Origin of the sequence: Pseudomonas sp. GM17 (assembly GCF_000282175.2) — a bacterium.
GTDB classification, from domain to species: Bacteria; Pseudomonadota; Gammaproteobacteria; order Pseudomonadales; family Pseudomonadaceae; genus Aquipseudomonas; species Aquipseudomonas chlororaphis.
On the sequence record NZ_CP124732.1, the window covers coordinates 6849656 to 6866808 of the forward strand.

A 17153-nucleotide genomic window follows, 5' to 3' on the forward strand; every position below is an offset into this window, starting at 1 on the left:
TTAGAAGCGGTAGTGCGAGAAAGCCTTGTTGGCTTCAGCCATACGGTGTACGTCTTCACGCTTCTTAACTGCAGCACCCTTGCCTTCGGCAGCATCCAGCAGTTCGCCAGCCAAGCGCAGAGCCATAGACTTCTCGCCGCGCTTACGGGCGAAGTCTACCAACCAGCGCATTGCCAGAGCGTTACGACGGGACGGACGAACTTCGACCGGAACCTGGTAAGTAGCACCGCCAACACGGCGCGACTTCACTTCGACCAGCGGAGCGATGGCGTCGAGAGCTTTCTCGAAGATTTCCAGGGGATCGCTGTTCTTGCGTTCTTTAACTTTTTCCAGCGCGCCATAAACGATACGCTCGGCAACGGCTTTCTTGCCGCTTTCCATTACGTGGTTCATGAACTTGGCGAGGATCTGGCTTCCGTATTTCGGATCGTCCAGAATCTCACGTTTGGCTGCTACGCGACGTCTTGGCATGATAAGCCCTCAAACGGTCTTCAGGTTAGCTCGGGACAGTTGATCCAAAGGACTCGTGCCCGACCTTACTCTTATCGACTCAATAAAATAATTAACTGCAAAACGGCCGATTACTTCGGACGCTTGGTACCGTACTTCGAACGACCTTGGTTACGACCTTTAACGCCGGAGGTATCCAGGGAGCCGCGAACGGTGTGGTAACGAACACCTGGCAAGTCTTTTACACGACCGCCGCGGATCAGTACCACGCTGTGCTCTTGCAGGTTGTGGCCTTCACCACCGATGTACGAGGAAACCTCGAAACCGTTGGTCAGACGCACACGGCATACTTTACGCAGTGCCGAGTTAGGTTTTTTCGGCGTAGTGGTATACACGCGAGTGCACACGCCACGACGTTGCGGGCAGTTCTGCAGCGCAGGCACGTCGGATTTCTCGACGATACGCTTACGCGGCTGACGTACCAGCTGGTTGATAGTTGCCATCTACTAGCTCCACTGTTGTCTTTCGACATAAACAAAATGGCAGGGCGCAAGCCCCACCAAATTTAGGGGTACAAGAGTCTAAAGAGGATCTTGTCCCCAGTCAAGGCAAGGCCCCGGCCTCCCCTATCAGCGAACCCCGACAAAATCGTCTTGATTCGTGAGCGGAAAAGCCAGGGCCCTATCTCAATCTACTGCAGACCTCAGTTACCGCTGGAGTTCAGCGCTTCGGTCAGTGCAGCTTCAACTTCACTTGCGCTTACGCGCAGAGGCTTGTCTGCATCACGGCGACGCTTACGCTCACTGTGATAGGCCAGGCCAGTACCAGCCGGGATCAGGCGCCCCACGACCACGTTTTCTTTCAGGCCGCGCAGGTAATCGCGCTTGCCGGTTACCGCCGCTTCGGTCAGTACGCGAGTGGTCTCTTGGAAAGAGGCCGCCGAGATGAACGATTCGGTCGACAGCGACGCCTTGGTGATACCCAGCAGAACGCGGGTGAACTTGGCGACAAACTTGTCTTCGGTGTTCAGACGCTCGTTCTCTACCAGTACGTGAGTCAGTTCCATCTGGTCGCCCTTGATGAAGCTGGAATCGCCGGATTCAGCGATCTCAACCTTACGCAGCATCTGACGCAGAATGGTCTCGATGTGCTTGTCGTTGATCTTCACGCCCTGCAGGCGATAAACGTCCTGGATCTCGTTCACGATGTACTTGGCCAGCGCACTCACACCCAGCAGACGCAGGATGTCGTGTGGATCGCTTGGACCGTCGGAGATAACTTCGCCGCGGTTTACCTGTTCGCCTTCGAAGACGTTCAGGTGACGCCACTTCGGAATCAGTTCTTCGTACGGATCGCTACCGTCGTTCGGGGTAATGACCAGACGGCGCTTGCCCTTGGTCTCTTTACCGAACGCGATGGTGCCGCTGACTTCAGCCAGGATCGAGGCTTCTTTCGGACGACGAGCTTCGAACAGGTCGGCAACACGCGGCAGACCACCGGTGATGTCACGGGTCTTCGAAGTTTCTTGCGGGATACGAGCGATAACATCACCGATCGCGATCTTCGCGCCGTCCGCTACACCGACCAGGGCGTTGGCTGGCAGGAAGTACTGAGCAATTACGTCAGTGCCTGGCAGCAACAGATCCTTGCCGTTGTCGTCGACCATCTTCACGGCAGGACGAATGTCTTTACCGGCAGCTGGACGATCTTTCGCGTCAAGTACTTCAATGTTGGTCATACCGGTCAATTCGTCAGTCTGACGCTTGATCGTGATGCCTTCTTCCATGCCCACGTAGGTCACGGTACCTTTCATTTCGGTAACGATCGGGTGAGTGTGCGGATCCCACTTGGCCACGATAGAGCCAGCGTCGACCTTGTCACCTTCTTTAACCGAAATCACAGCACCGTACGGCAGCTTGTAACGCTCACGCTCACGACCGAAGTCGTCAGCGATCGCCAGCTCGCCGGAACGGGACACAGCAACCAGGTGACCATCCACTCGCTCAACGTGCTTCAGGTTATGCAGACGGACGGTACCGCCGTTCTTCACCTGAACGCTGTCGGCCGCGGAGGTCCGGCTTGCCGCACCACCGATGTGGAACGTACGCATCGTCAGCTGGGTACCCGGCTCACCGATGGACTGAGCAGCGATAACGCCGACAGCTTCACCGATGTTCACCTGGTGGCCACGAGCCAAGTCGCGGCCGTAGCACTTGGCGCAAATGCCGTAGCGGGTTTCGCAACTGATCGGCGAACGCACGATCACTTCGTCGATGCTGTTCAGCTCGATGAACTCGACCCACTTCTCGTCGACCAGAGTGCCGGCAGGAACGATGACGTCCTCGGTACCTGGCTTGAATACGTCACGGGCAATAACACGACCCAACACGCGCTCACCCAACGGCTCTACAACGTCGCCGCCTTCAATGTGCGGAGTCATTACCAGGCCATGTTCGGTGCCACAGTCGATCTCGGTTACAACCAGATCCTGCGCCACGTCTACCAGACGACGAGTCAGGTAACCGGAGTTCGCAGTTTTCAACGCGGTATCCGCCAGACCTTTACGAGCACCGTGAGTCGAGATGAAGTACTGGAGTACGCTCAGACCTTCACGGAAGTTCGCAGTAATCGGCGTTTCGATGATGGAACCGTCCGGCTTGGCCATCAGACCACGCATACCGGCCAGCTGACGAATCTGTGCTGCGGAACCCCGCGCACCCGAGTCGGCCATCATGTACATCGAGTTGAAGGATTCTTGCTCGACTTCGTCGCCGTGACGGTCGATGACCTTCTCTTTCGAGAGGTTGGCCATCATCGCCTTGGAGACTTCGTCGTTCGCTTTCGACCAAAGGTCGATCACTTTGTTGTACTTCTCGCCCTGGGTTACCAGGCCGGAGGCGTACTGGCTCTCGATCTCTTTCACTTCGTCGGTGGCAGCACCGATGATGCGGGCTTTTTCATCCGGGATAACGAAGTCGTTAACACCGATGGAAACACCGGAAATGGTCGAGTAGGCAAAACCGGTGTACATCAACTGGTCAGCGAAGATCACAGTCTCTTTCAGACCAACCACGCGGTAGCACTGGTTGATCAGCTTGGAGATCGCCTTTTTCTTCATCGGCAGGTTGACGACGTCGTACGACAGCCCTTTTGGCACAACCTGGAACAACAGCGCACGACCGACAGTGGTGTCGACGATACGAGTGTTGGTCACGCTGCCGCCATCACGGTCATTGACGGTTTCGGTGATCCGCACCTTGACCTTGGCATGCAGTGCGGCTTCGCCGGCACGGAATACACGGTCAACTTCCTGCAGGTCCGCGAACACGCGACCTTCGCCCTTGGCGTTGATCGCTTCACGAGTCATGTAGTACAGACCCAATACAACGTCCTGCGACGGAACGATGATTGGCTCACCGTTGGCTGGCGACAGGATGTTGTTGGTCGACATCATCAACGCACGCGCTTCCAGCTGGGCTTCCAGTGTCAGCGGTACGTGCACGGCCATTTGGTCGCCGTCGAAGTCGGCGTTGTACGCAGCACAGACCAAAGGGTGCAGCTGGATAGCCTTACCTTCGATCAGTACTGGCTCAAACGCCTGGATACCCAGACGGTGAAGGGTCGGCGCACGGTTGAGGAGCACTGGGTGTTCGCGAATCACTTCGGCGAGAACGTCCCAGACCTCTGGCAGCTCGCGCTCGACCATTTTCTTCGCGGCTTTGATGGTGGTGGCCAGGCCACGCATTTCCAACTTGCCGAAAATGAACGGTTTGAACAGCTCGAGAGCCATTTTCTTAGGCAGACCGCACTGGTGCAAACGTAGGGTCGGACCTACGGTAATTACCGAACGACCGGAGTAGTCAACACGCTTACCGAGCAAGTTCTGACGGAAACGACCTTGCTTACCCTTGATCATGTCGGCCAGGGATTTCAGAGGACGCTTGTTGGAACCGGTGATAGCGCGGCCACGACGACCGTTGTCGAGCAGTGCGTCGACGGCTTCCTGCAACATACGCTTTTCGTTGCGCACGATGATGTCCGGAGCGGACAGATCCAGCAGGCGCTTCAAACGGTTGTTACGGTTGATCACTCGACGATACAGATCGTTGAGGTCGGAAGTCGCGAAACGACCGCCATCCAGCGGGACCAGTGGACGCAGATCTGGCGGCAGAACCGGCAGAACGGTCAGCACCATCCACTCTGGCAGGTTGCCGGAACCCTGGAAGGCTTCCATCAACTTCAGACGCTTGGACAGCTTCTTGATCTTGGTTTCCGAGTTGGTTTGCGGAATCTCTTCGCGCAGACGGCCAATCTCGTGCTCCAGGTCGATAGCGTGCAGCAGCTCGCGGACAGCCTCGGCACCCATGCGAGCGTCGAAGTCGTCACCGAACTCTTCCAGCGCTTCGAAATACTGCTCGTCGTTCAGCAGCTGACCTTTTTCCAGGGTGGTCATGCCCGGGTCGATAACGACGTAGCTCTCGAAGTAGAGAACGCGCTCAATATCACGCAGGGTCATGTCCATCAGCAGGCCGATACGGGACGGCAGCGATTTCAGGAACCAGATGTGGGCAACCGGCGAAGCCAGTTCGATGTGCGCCATGCGCTCACGACGAACCTTGGCCAGTGCAACTTCAACGCCGCACTTCTCGCAGATCACGCCACGATGCTTCAAGCGCTTGTACTTACCGCACAGGCACTCGTAATCCTTTACCGGGCCAAAGATCTTGGCGCAGAACAGGCCGTCACGCTCAGGCTTGAACGTACGGTAGTTGATGGTTTCCGGCTTTTTAACTTCACCGAACGACCACGAACGGATCATCTCAGGCGAGGCCAATCCGATACGGATGGCGTCGAACTCTTCGACTTGACCCTGGTTTTTCAGCAAATTCAGTAGGTCTTTCAAGGCCTTTCCTCCTGGCGGAGCAGAGAGCGGGCAATCCTGCCCCGCTCTCGATTCGCGTCACGTGTTATTCGGTTTCCAGATCGATATCGATGCCGAGGGAACGAATTTCTTTGATCAACACGTTGAAGGACTCGGGCATGCCCGGCTCCATACGGTGATCGCCGTCCACGATGTTTTTGTACATCTTGGTCCGACCGTTCACATCGTCCGACTTCACTGTGAGCATTTCTTGCAGAGTGTATGCAGCACCGTATGCTTCCAGTGCCCAGACCTCCATCTCCCCGAAACGCTGACCACCGAACTGCGCCTTACCACCCAGCGGCTGCTGGGTAACCAGGCTGTACGAACCGGTAGAACGAGCGTGCATCTTGTCGTCTACCAAGTGGTTCAGCTTCAGCATGTACATGTAGCCAACAGTAACCGGGCGCTCGAACTTGTTGCCGGTACGGCCGTCGGTCAGCTGCATCTGGCCGCTTTCTGGCAGGTCCGCCAGTTTCAGCATGGCCTTGATTTCGCTTTCCTTGGCACCGTCGAACACCGGAGTGGCCATCGGCACGCCGCCGCGCAGGTTCTTCGCCAGATCCAGGATTTCCTGATCGGAGAAGCTATCCAGATCTTCGTTACGACCGCCGATCTGGTTGTAGATCTCGTCCAGGAACTTACGCAGTTCCGCGACCTTGCGCTGCTCTTCGACCATGCGGTTGATCTTCTCGCCCAGACCTTTGGCCGCGAGGCCCAGGTGGGTTTCGAGAATCTGACCAACGTTCATACGCGAAGGTACGCCCAACGGGTTGAGGACGACGTCGACCGGGGTGCCGTTGGCATCGTGCGGCATGTCTTCAACCGGCATGATCACGGAGACCACACCCTTGTTACCGTGACGACCGGCCATCTTGTCGCCCGGCTGGATGCGGCGGCGGATTGCCAGGTAAACCTTGACGATTTTCAGCACGCCTGGAGCCAGGTCATCGCCCTGCTGCAGTTTGCGCTTCTTGTCTTCGAACTTGTCGTCCAGCAGACGGCGGCGATCAACGATGTAGGCCTGGGCCTTCTCGAGCTGCTCGTTCAGAGCATCTTCAGCCATGCGCAGTTTGAACCACTGACCATGCTCAAGACCGTCGAGTACTTCGTCGGTGATTTCCTGACCTTTCTTCAGACCGGCGCCGCCTTCGGCTTTGTGGCCGACCAGAGCGGAACGCAGACGTTCGAAAGTGGCGCCTTCAACGATACGGAACTCTTCGTTCAGATCCTTACGGATCTCGTCGAGCTGGCTCTTCTCGATCGACAGGGCACGAGCGTCACGCTCCACGCCGTCGCGAGTGAAGACCTGTACGTCGATGACAGTACCCTTGGTACCGGTAGGCACACGCAGGGAAGTGTCTTTAACGTCGCTGGCTTTTTCACCGAAGATTGCACGCAGCAGTTTCTCTTCCGGAGTCAGCTGGGTCTCGCCTTTCGGAGTGACCTTACCGACCAGGATGTCGCCTGCGCCAACTTCAGCACCCACATAAACGATACCGGCTTCGTCCAGCTTGTTCAGTGCAGCCTCGCCCACGTTCGGGATGTCTGCAGTGATTTCCTCTGGGCCAAGCTTGGTGTCACGGGCCACACAGGTCAGTTCCTGGATGTGGATCGTGGTGAAGCGGTCTTCCTGAACCACGCGCTCGGACAGGCAGATGGAGTCTTCGAAGTTGAAGCCGTTCCATGCCATGAACGCGATGCGCATGTTCTGACCCAGAGCCAGCTCACCCATGTCGGTGGACGGACCGTCGGCCATGATGTCGCTACGCTGAACCCGATCGCCCTTGCTCACCAGCGGACGCTGGTTGATGCAGGTGTTCTGGTTGGAGCGGGTGTATTTGGTCAGGTTGTAGATGTCGACACCGGCTTCGCCTGGTTCAACTTCGTCATCTGCAACACGAACCACGATACGGCTGGCGTCAACCGAGTCGATCACGCCGCCACGACGAGCCACGACGCAAACGCCGGAGTCACGGGCAACGTTACGCTCCATGCCGGTACCTACCAGCGGCTTGTCGGCACGCAGGGTTGGTACAGCCTGACGCTGCATGTTCGAACCCATCAACGCACGGTTGGCGTCGTCGTGCTCGAGGAACGGAATCAGCGACGCCGCAACCGAAACTACCTGCTTCGGCGAAACGTCCATCAAGGTGACGTCTTCCGGCGCCTTGACGGTGAATTCGTTCAAGTGACGAACAGCTACCAGCTCATCGATCAGCTGACCTTTATCGTTCATGGTCGCCGAAGCCTGGGCGATCACGTGATCGGCCTCTTCGATAGCGGACAGGAACACGATCTCGTCGGTCACCAGACCTTCTTTCACCACACGGTACGGGCTCTCGAGGAAACCGTACTGGTTGGTGCGAGCATAGGCCGCCAAGGAGTTGATCAGACCGATGTTCGGCCCTTCCGGCGTTTCAATCGGACATACACGACCATAGTGAGTCGGGTGTACGTCACGAACTTCGAAGCCTGCGCGCTCACGGGTCAGACCGCCCGGGCCGAGTGCGGAGACACGACGCTTGTGGGTGATCTCGGACAGCGGGTTGTTCTGGTCCATGAACTGGGACAGCTGGCTGGAACCGAAGAACTCTTTCACCGCCGCAGCCACAGGCTTGGCATTGATCAGGTCTTGCGGCATCAGGCCTTCGCTTTCAGCCATCGACAGACGCTCTTTGACCGCACGCTCAACACGCACCAGGCCAACGCGGAACTGGTTCTCGGCCATTTCGCCTACGCAGCGAACACGACGGTTACCCAGGTGGTCGATGTCATCGACGATGCCTTTGCCGTTACGGATGTCGACCAGTGTCTTCAGAACAGCAACGATGTCTTCCTTGCACAACACGCCCGAACCTTCGATCTCGGTACGACCGATACGACGGTTGAACTTCATCCGGCCGACCGCAGACAGGTCATAGCGCTCAGGGCTGAAGAACAGGTTGTTGAACAGGGTCTCGGCCGCATCCTTGGTTGGAGGCTCGCCAGGACGCATCATGCGATAGATCTCGACCAACGCTTCCAGCTGGTTGGTGGTGGAGTCGATCTTCAGAGTGTCGGAAACAAATGGACCGCAATCGATATCGTTGGTGTACAGCGTTTCGATACGCACGACCTGAGCCTTGGCGATCTTCGCCAGGATCTCGGTGTTCAGCTCAGTGTTGCACTCTGCCAGGATTTCGCCGGTGGCCGGATGCACGATGACCTTGGCGGTAGTACGACCCAGGACGTAGTCCAGAGGCACTTCCAGCTCTTTGATCCCGGCTTTTTCCAGCTGGTTGATGTGACGAGCGGTAATACGACGACCCTGCTCGACAATAACCTTGCCTTTGTCATCCTGAATATCGAGGACTGCAATTTCACCGCGCAGGCGCTGAGGCACCAGCTCCAGGCTCAGGCTTTCGCCGCGCACATGGAATACGTTGGTGGTGTAGAAAGCATCCAGCACTTCTTCAGTGGTGTAGCCCAGCGCACGTAGCAGTACCGATGCAGGCAGCTTGCGACGACGGTCGATACGCACGAACACGCAGTCTTTCGGGTCGAACTCGAAGTCCAACCAGGAACCGCGGTAAGGAATGATACGTGCGGAGTACAGCAGCTTACCGGAGCTGTGCGTCTTGCCACGGTCGTGGTCGAAGAATACGCCAGGGGAACGGTGCAGCTGGGAAACGATTACACGCTCGGTACCGTTGATTACGAAGGTACCGTTCTCAGTCATCAGGGGGATTTCCCCCATGTAGACTTCTTGCTCTTTGATGTCCTTGATCGCTTTGTTCGACGATTCTTTGTCGAAAATGATCAGACGAACTTTTACCCGCAAAGGTACGGCGTAAGTTACACCGCGCAGCACGCATTCTTTGACATCAAATGCCGGTTCGCCCAAGCGATAACCGACATACTCCAACGCAGCATTGCCGGAGTAGCTGATGATCGGGAAAACGGATTTGAAGGCCGCATGCAGGCCCACGTCGCGGAACTGATCTTTAGTCGCTCCCGCTTGCAAGAATTCACGATACGAATCCAGCTGGATGGCCAGGAGGTACGGCACATCCATGACGTCCGGCAACTTGCTAAAGTCCTTGCGGATACGTTTTTTCTCAGTATATGAGTAAGCCATCAGCGTTCCCCAGCTTGGTCACCTGCTTATTTGGCCCCTCCCGACGGGAGCAGCCAGAAAATCGTGCAAACCCTTTGGTTTGCTCCACCGCACAGGGTGGTTACAGCACGTTAGAGACACCAACCCAGTCGGCTGCCAATAACGGAAAAAGGCCGGTGGCAAGAGCCACCAGCCATCAGCCTCAGCTTAACGCTTGGGCTGGAGACACAAAGTCGATGCTTACTTCAGCTCGACTTTAGCGCCTGCTTCTTCCAGAGCTGCTTTGGCTTTGTCAGCGGCTTCTTTAGCAACGCCTTCCAGAACCATGGCAGGAGCACCGTCAACTACAGCCTTGGCTTCTTTCAGGCCCAGACCGGTCAGTTCACGTACAGCCTTGATCACGTTAACTTTCTTCTCGCCAGCTTCGGTCAGCATGACGTTGAATTCAGTTTGCTCTTCAACAACAGCGGCAGCAGCAGCTGGGCCAGCAGCGGCAACAGCAGCGGTAACGCCGAAGGTTTCTTCCATTGCTTTGATCAGCTCAACAACTTCCAGAACGGTTTTCTGGCCGATTGCTTCGATGATTTGCTCGTTAGTCAGAGACATGACTATAAATTCCTGTATTGGGGTGACAGCCTACGCAGCCATCAAATTAAACATATGATTTTGAAAGGGCTTGCAGTGCCTTAGGCAGCAGCAGCTTCTTTCTGGTCGCGAATGGCCGCCAGAGTACGAGCCAGCTTGCTGGTAGCGCCTTGGATCACGCTCATCAGCTTCGCAATAGCTTCGTCGCGAGTTGGCAGCGAAGCCAACACGTCGATCTCGTTTGCTGCGAGGTACTTGCCCTCGAACGCAGCTGCCTTGATCTCGAACTTTTCCTGACCCTTTGCGAACTCTTTGAAAATACGAGCAGCAGCGCCCGGATGTTCCTTGGAGAATGCAATCAGGGTAGGGCCGACGAACGCGTCGTTGAGCACGTCATATTGAGTGCCTTCAACAGCGCGCTTGAGCAGGGTGTTACGTACGACACGTACATACACGCCAGCTTCGCGGGCCTCTTTACGGAGTCCGGTCATAGCGCCTACTGTCACACCACGGGCATCAGCCACGACAGCGGACAGAGCGCCTTTGGCAGCCTCGTTGACTTCAGCGACGATGGCCTTCTTGTCTTCGAGTTTAATTGCCACGGGTTTAACTCCTGCTTGTTACCGTTTCATCCAACCGAGGTCGGATGTCGTTTTGGTGTCTGATTCGGTAAGGAACCGGGAGCACCATCTGCGTAGGCTTGTGGTTTAAGACTTGCGTCGCCTACGGTCTTGGATAGCCCCCGCCAGGCAGGGACCCCAATCTTTCATTGGCGCAATCTCTTGCGCCAACCTGTGTCTTATACGTCCAGCGAGCCTTGGTCGATGACCAGACCTGGCCCCATGGTGGTGCTCAGGGTAACGCGCTTGACGTAGATACCTTTCGAGGAAGCTGGCTTGATACGCTTCAGGTCAGCGATCAGGGCTTCAACGTTTTCCTTCAGCTTGACGGCGTCGAAGCCAACCTTGCCAACGGAGGTATGGATAATGCCGTTTTTGTCGGTGCGATAACGAACCTGACCAGCCTTGGCGTTTTTAACAGCGCCAGCTACGTCTGGAGTTACGGTACCAACCTTGGGGTTAGGCATCAGACCACGTGGACCGAGGATCTGGCCCAGCTGACCTACAACGCGCATTGCATCCGGGGAAGCAATAACTACGTCATAGTTCAGGTCGCCGCCTTTCATTTCGGCAGCCAGGTCGTCCATGCCTACGCGATCAGCGCCGGCAGCCAGGGCAGCTTCAGCGGCTGGACCTTGGGTGAACACAGCTACACGTACAGTCTTGCCAGTGCCGTGAGGCAGCACGGTAGCGCTGCGAACAACCTGGTCGGACTTACGTGGGTCAACGCCCAAGTTTACAGCGACGTCAACAGACTCGCTGAACTTGACGGTCGACAGCTCGGTCAGGAGAGCAGCTGCGTCTACGAAGCTGTAGGCCTTGCCCGCTTCAATCTTGCCGGCGATAGCCTTTTGGCGCTTGGTCAGCTTAGCCATTACACACCCTCCACGTTAAGGCCCATGCTACGAGCAGAACCGGCGATAGTACGCACGGCTGCATCCATATCAGCTGCAGTCAGATCCGCGTTTTTGGTTTTCGCGATTTCTTCCAGCTGAGCACGGGTAACGGTGCCAACCTTAACGGTGTTCGGACGAGCGGAACCGCTGGTCAGGCCGGCAGCTTTCTTCAGCAGAACCGAAGCAGGGGTGCTCTTAGTTTCGAAAGTGAAGCTGCGGTCACTGTAAACAGTGATGATCACAGGAGTCGGCAGACCTGGCTCAAGACCCTGGGTACGGGCGTTGAAGGCCTTGCAGAATTCCATGATGTTCACGCCGTGCTGACCCAGTGCTGGACCGACGGGTGGACTTGGGTTGGCCTGTGCGGCCTTCACTTGCAGCTTGATGTAAGCAGTAATCTTCTTAGCCATGAGGCACTCCAATTACGGGTTCAAACGCCTGGAAGGCTCCCCGGTTACTTGCGCGTTTATCCCAGTGACGACAAAACCCCACAGCCTTGGGCTGCGGGGTATGGGATTCTCGTTCAGCTATGCCTTTTCGACCTGGCTGAACTCTAGCTCTACCGGAGTAGAGCGACCAAAAATGAGCACAGCCACTTGGATCCGGCTCTTTTCGTAGTTAACTTCTTCGACGGTGCCGTTAAAGTCAGCGAACGGACCATCGGTAACACGAACAACCTCACCCGGCTCGAACAGAGTCTTAGGCTTAGGCTTGTCACTACCATCAGCAACACGACGCAGAATGGCTTCTGCCTCTTTGTCCGTGATTGGCGCAGGTTTGTCGGCAGTACCACCGATAAAACCCATCACCCGAGGAGTATCCTTGACCAAGTGCCAAGTACCCTCATTCATATCCATCTGAACCAGCACATAACCAGGGAAGAACTTGCGCTCGCTTTTGCGTTTCTGGCCATTACGCATCTCAACCACTTCTTCAGTGGGAACCAGAATTTCACCAAAGCCATCTTCCATGCCAGCCAGCTTTACGCGCTCGATCAACGAACGCATTACATGCTTCTCGTAACCCGAGTAAGCATGCACAACGTACCAACGCTTAGCCACGGGACACCCTTAGCCAACAATCAAGGAAACGAGCCAGCCGAGCAGGGAATCAAGCCCCCACAACAGCAACGCCATAACCAGAACAACAGCCACTACGATCAACGTGGTCTGCGTGGTTTCTTGGCGAGTTGGCCATACGACTTTACGAATCTCGGTGCGAGCTTCCTTAACCAGTACAAAGAAAGACTTGCCCTTGGCAGTCTGCAGGCCTACAAAGGCAGCTACAGCAGCGATAGCAAGCAAAGCGAGTACGCGGTACAGGATCGGCGAAGCAGAGTAATACTGATTACCGACAACGCCAACGACCACCAAAGCAACTACTACAAGCCACTTGAGCAGATCGAAGCGAGAGCCTTGAGCTTCAGCTTTAGGAGTCATCTATGAAGATCCTGTGAAAAGAAAGCCAGACACACCGAGTGAATCTGGCAGGTCAGGAGGGAATCGAACCCCCAACCTACGGTTTTGGAGACCGTCGCTCTGCCAATTGAGCTACTGACCTAAAAACAAAATCAGGCCGACCATTATGCCGGCCCGATGGAGATATATCAAGAACTTACTCGATGACTTTGGCCACGACGCCAGCGCCGACGGTACGACCGCCTTCACGGATAGCGAAACGCAGACCATCTTCCATCGCAATGGTTTTGATCAGAGTGACAGTCATCTGGATGTTGTCACCTGGCATTACCATTTCAACGCCTTCTGGCAGCTCGCAGTTACCAGTCACGTCAGTAGTGCGGAAGTAGAACTGTGGACGGTAGCCTTTGAAGAACGGAGTATGACGGCCGCCTTCCTCTTTGCTCAGAACGTATACTTCAGCAGTGAACTTGGTGTGCGGCTTAACGGTACCTGGCTTAACCAGAACCTGGCCACGCTCAACGTCGTCACGCTTGGTGCCACGCAGCAGAACGCCGCAGTTCTCACCAGCACGACCTTCGTCCAGCAGCTTGCGGAACATCTCAACACCGGTGCAGGTGGTTTTCTGAGTGTCGCGCAGACCAACGATCTCAACTTCTTCCTGGATGCGAACGATACCACGCTCAACACGACCAGTTACCACGGTACCGCGGCCGGAGATCGAGAACACGTCTTCGATTGGCATCAGGAACGGCTTGTCGATAGCACGCTCTGGCTCTGGGATGTAGGTATCCAGAGTTTCTACCAGCTTCTTAACAGCGGTAGTGCCCATTTCGTTGTCGTCTTGGCCGTTCAGAGCCATCAGAGCCGAACCGATGATGATTGGAGTGTCATCACCTGGGAAGTCGTAAGTGCTCAGCAGGTCGCGCACTTCCATCTCAACCAGTTCCAGCAGCTCAGCGTCGTCCACCATGTCAGCCTTGTTCAGGAAGACAACGATGTACGGAACACCTACCTGACGGGACAGCAGGATGTGCTCACGAGTTTGTGGCATCGGACCATCGGCAGCCGAGCAAACCAGGATCGCGCCGTCCATCTGGGCAGCACCAGTGATCATGTTTTTGACGTAGTCGGCGTGACCTGGGCAGTCAACGTGCGCGTAGTGACGAATGTTCGAATCGTACTCTACGTGCGCAGTATTGATGGTGATACCACGAGCCTTTTCTTCCGGGGCGCTGTCGATCTTGTCGAAGTCAACACGAGCCGAACCGAAAACCTCGGAGCAGACGCGAGTCAGAGCAGCAGTCAGAGTGGTTTTACCGTGGTCAACGTGACCAATGGTACCAACGTTGACGTGCGGCTTATTACGTTCGAACTTTTCCTTAGCCATCGAAATCACCCCTAGGAGAAGAATTGAGCAAGTCACACAAGCCATTAAAACAAAGGCAGATATTTTCATATCTGCCTTGTTATATGGAGCTCTTGAGCGGATTTGAACCGCTGACCTCACCCTTACCAAGGGTGTGCTCTACCAACTGAGCTACAAGAGCGAAACACTTTGCACAACCTGCAAACTTGGAGCGGGTAGCGGGAATCGAACCCGCATCATCAGCTTGGAAGGCTGAGGTTCTACCACTAAACTATACCCGCGGAGCCTGCAGCTCACGCTAAATCTGGTGGAGGGGGAAGGATTCGAACCTTCGAAGTCGTAGACGTCAGATTTACAGTCTGATCCCTTTGGCCGCTCGGGAACCCCTCCTAAGCGAGGCAGCATTCTACATCATGCCACCCTTCTGTCAAGCATTTTCTCATTAAAAACCTGAGGTTAGCTGCGTTGACCTCGCTTCGCTGCGTCTACCTCTAGAGGTCTTCACTGCGGAGCGGGCGCCATTCTATGCAAACTACTCGACAGTTGCAATGCCTTCGCATGACATTATTTTATGTTTTAACTCATTGAATTCTTTAGCAAGATTCTGCAGCAGCGAATCATCCAGCAAATGCTTGCTTTCAGGAGCCACCCGCAACCAGTAACCAGAAGCATCAGGCAACCCCAAGGACTTCAACCGGACCTCCACCCCCAATGCCGACAGACGCTGCTCGAGCATTTGAGCCTGATCACGACGAGCAAAACCACCTATATAGAGGCAATCGGCTTGAGCCCCACCCTTGTCACGCCTAGAGAGAGCGTCAGACGACTCACTCAACAAGCGGATATCCTGCTGGGACCCTTTATAAAGCGTCAGAGGTGTTACCTCCTTGGCACGTAAAGGCACTTCCTGCTGATGCCAGACGTAATAGAACACATTGAGAACCAGAAGCAGCAGGAACAACCAGCGCATAAAAACCTCAGGACAATGGGCATGCCATAGCCAATCCGACAAAAACCAGATCCGGAACCACTCGCCCTTGCGGGACAACCCCAGAAACCAGATCAGCATCACCACCAGTGAGAAATACTACGAAATCATCCCCCCAGTAACCACGCGCCAACTCCAACTGAGTTAGAACGAACCCCCTCAACATCAATGAGCAGCCACGCTCTACCGCCTCAACCGTCGTACGACCCGGCAACAGGCTCACCAGCGCACGTTCAGCAGACAAATCATCGTACCGAATTCGACGAGTGTGAGTTCTCAGCTGATTACGCATCAATGGCATCCCTGGGCAGATAAACCCCCCCAGGTGCTCGCCATCCGCAGCAATGAAATCCGCAGTAACCGCCGTCCCGAAATCGAGTACCAGGCAGGCACCAGCCGCAAGGCGAAAGCCTCCCAGCATGGCAAGCCAGCGATCCAGGCCAAGTCGCTCAAACTCCTCATAACCATTTCGTACGCCGGCCATTTCTTTCGCAGGCGCAGCACAGATCACCGCCACGCCAAAAGCCTGAACCAACATGGAAGTAAGCTTGCTCGTCTCCTCGGCCGTGCGCACGCTGACCAAGCGGCAGCGGGTCAAAACCAAGCCGTTTAGCGTACGCAGATGCCCGACCAAAGCATCATCGGAATCAACCACACCCTCAGCAAATACCCCAAGCGCAGCATTATCCAGAACGCGCCATTTAATGAAGCTGTTTCCGCAATCAAGCTCAAGAATCATTGCGTAACCTCAAGCTGAGCTCACCACCGCTGTAGACCTTCTCAACCCCATCCACCCTCAATCGCAATGCGCCCTGCTGATCGATGCCCACAACAACACCGTCTATTTTATTGATCCCAGCAATCAGAGACACCGCACTACCTTGCCACAAGTGATTCTGCTCCCATTCCTCTTGAATAGAGGAAAAGCCCTGGGTTTGGTGGCGCTCCAGGTAAGCTTTCAGCACCATGCTCAGCCGAGCAACCAACTGGTTACGATCAACCTGCTTGCCGGACTCAAGCCGTACAGACGTCCACTGCTGATCAATCTCGTCGGCTTTCTGCATGCTGACGTTGATACCTACACCCAGAACTACATGACAGACATCAGCAGGATCCCCAACCAGCTCCAACAGGATTCCGGCGATTTTTTTGCGCCCAACTAAAACATCGTTTGGCCACTTCAGGCCCGCACCAGCAATTCCAAACTCGCGCAAGGTTTGCATGACCGCCAGCCCGACTACCAAGCTGAGCCCTTCAAGCTGACGCATTCCACCATCGATACGCAGTACGAGGCTGTAATAAACATTTTCTGCAAAAGGGCTAGCCCATTTTCGCCCTCTCCGACCGCGCCCCGCCGTCTGACGCTCAGCAAGCACCAGGAACGGCGCAGGTACGCCACGCTCGACAGCCCTCAGAGCTTCGGCGTTTGTAGAGTCGATAGAATCGAAAACCAGCACAGCCCAAGGGCAATCCTTTGATTGCTCGTAAATATCAGCCGGACTCAGAAGCGTCAGCGGGGCCGCCAACTGATAGCCGCGGCCGCGAACTTTATGGATAGAGAGCCCCAGCTCAGCCTCCAACTGCTGCAACTGCTTCCACACGGCACTGCGACTAACGCCCAAGGCGACACCAAGGGCCTGGCCCGAGTGAAACCGCCCATCCTTCAGAAGCTCCAACAATGTCAGCATGCAGATCTCGCCTCACAATGAGGCAGGCATGATAGCCATGCCTAGGGCTGTTGCATAGAAAGCGTGACCAGGCACAATCAAGCAGCTAGCAGCTGCAATTTGAAAGGCTTTTCCTCGCG

14 protein-coding genes and 4 tRNA genes are annotated in these 17153 nt (G+C 55.6%); all 18 read right to left on the minus strand.

Annotated elements, in window-relative coordinates; translation table 11 throughout:
• Entirely contained in the window at positions 1 to 471 is a 471-nt protein-coding gene (gene rpsG / locus PMI20_RS30730; RefSeq protein ID WP_007925959.1) for a 30S ribosomal protein S7, read from the minus strand.
• 110 nt (positions 472 to 581) lie between these two features.
• Positions 582 to 953, minus strand: a complete 372-nt coding sequence (gene rpsL / locus PMI20_RS30735) for a 30S ribosomal protein S12 (RefSeq protein WP_003186084.1) — start codon at positions 951 to 953, stop codon at positions 582 to 584.
• 200 nt (positions 954 to 1153) lie between these two features.
• A complete protein-coding gene (gene rpoC, locus PMI20_RS30740) occupies positions 1154 to 5353 on the minus strand; it encodes a DNA-directed RNA polymerase subunit beta' (RefSeq protein ID WP_007925958.1) in 4200 nt (1399 codons plus the stop codon).
• 64 nt (positions 5354 to 5417) lie between these two features.
• Positions 5418 to 9491, minus strand: coding sequence for a DNA-directed RNA polymerase subunit beta (rpoB, locus tag PMI20_RS30745; RefSeq protein ID WP_007925957.1), 4074 nt, complete (start codon positions 9489 to 9491; stop codon positions 5418 to 5420).
• Positions 9492 to 9710: 219 nt separating this feature from the next.
• Positions 9711 to 10076 carry a 50S ribosomal protein L7/L12 gene (gene rplL / locus PMI20_RS30750; RefSeq protein WP_007925956.1) on the minus strand — a complete coding sequence of 122 codons (366 nt, stop codon included), beginning with the start codon at positions 10074 to 10076 and terminating at the stop codon, positions 9711 to 9713.
• Between the two features lie 80 nt (positions 10077 to 10156).
• A complete protein-coding gene (gene rplJ / locus PMI20_RS30755) occupies positions 10157 to 10657 on the minus strand; it encodes a 50S ribosomal protein L10 (RefSeq protein ID WP_007925954.1) in 501 nt (166 codons plus the stop codon).
• Between the two features lie 197 nt (positions 10658 to 10854).
• The gene (gene rplA / locus PMI20_RS30760) at positions 10855 to 11550 is read right to left on the minus strand and encodes a 50S ribosomal protein L1 (RefSeq protein WP_007925952.1); all 696 of its coding nucleotides are present in this window, start codon (positions 11548 to 11550) and stop codon (positions 10855 to 10857) included.
• Positions 11550 to 11981, minus strand: a complete 432-nt coding sequence (rplK, locus tag PMI20_RS30765) for a 50S ribosomal protein L11 (RefSeq protein WP_003176435.1) — start codon at positions 11979 to 11981, stop codon at positions 11550 to 11552. The genes rplA and rplK overlap by 1 nt, the downstream gene beginning before the upstream one ends.
• A gap of 117 nt (positions 11982 to 12098) precedes the next feature.
• Positions 12099 to 12632 carry a transcription termination/antitermination protein NusG gene (nusG, locus tag PMI20_RS30770; RefSeq protein ID WP_002555501.1) on the minus strand — a complete coding sequence of 178 codons (534 nt, stop codon included), beginning with the start codon at positions 12630 to 12632 and terminating at the stop codon, positions 12099 to 12101.
• A 9-nt stretch (positions 12633 to 12641) separates the two neighbouring features.
• Positions 12642 to 13010, minus strand: a complete 369-nt coding sequence (gene secE, locus PMI20_RS30775) for a preprotein translocase subunit SecE (protein ID WP_009045851.1) — start codon at positions 13008 to 13010, stop codon at positions 12642 to 12644.
• 45 nt (positions 13011 to 13055) lie between these two features.
• A tRNA-Trp gene (locus tag PMI20_RS30780) sits at positions 13056 to 13131 on the minus strand.
• A gap of 54 nt (positions 13132 to 13185) precedes the next feature.
• Entirely contained in the window at positions 13186 to 14379 is a 1194-nt protein-coding gene (gene tuf / locus PMI20_RS30785; RefSeq protein WP_007924207.1) for an elongation factor Tu, read from the minus strand.
• An 84-nt stretch (positions 14380 to 14463) separates the two neighbouring features.
• Positions 14464 to 14539: transfer RNA gene (locus PMI20_RS30790), tRNA-Thr, on the minus strand.
• A 26-nt stretch (positions 14540 to 14565) separates the two neighbouring features.
• A tRNA-Gly gene (locus PMI20_RS30795) sits at positions 14566 to 14639 on the minus strand.
• 24 nt (positions 14640 to 14663) lie between these two features.
• Positions 14664 to 14748: transfer RNA gene (locus PMI20_RS30800), tRNA-Tyr, on the minus strand.
• A gap of 142 nt (positions 14749 to 14890) precedes the next feature.
• Positions 14891 to 15328: a hypothetical protein gene (locus PMI20_RS30805; protein ID WP_007924210.1), complete on the minus strand. Its 438-nt coding sequence runs from the start codon at positions 15326 to 15328 to the stop codon at positions 14891 to 14893.
• Positions 15329 to 15335: 7 nt separating this feature from the next.
• Complete coding sequence (locus PMI20_RS30810) at positions 15336 to 16085, minus strand: pantothenate kinase (protein ID WP_007924212.1); 750 nt, start codon at positions 16083 to 16085, stop codon at positions 15336 to 15338.
• Entirely contained in the window at positions 16075 to 17034 is a 960-nt protein-coding gene (gene birA, locus PMI20_RS30815) for a bifunctional biotin--[acetyl-CoA-carboxylase] ligase/biotin operon repressor BirA (protein WP_007924214.1), read from the minus strand. The genes PMI20_RS30810 and birA overlap by 11 nt, the downstream gene beginning before the upstream one ends.
• Positions 17035 to 17153: the final 119 nt, after the last annotated feature.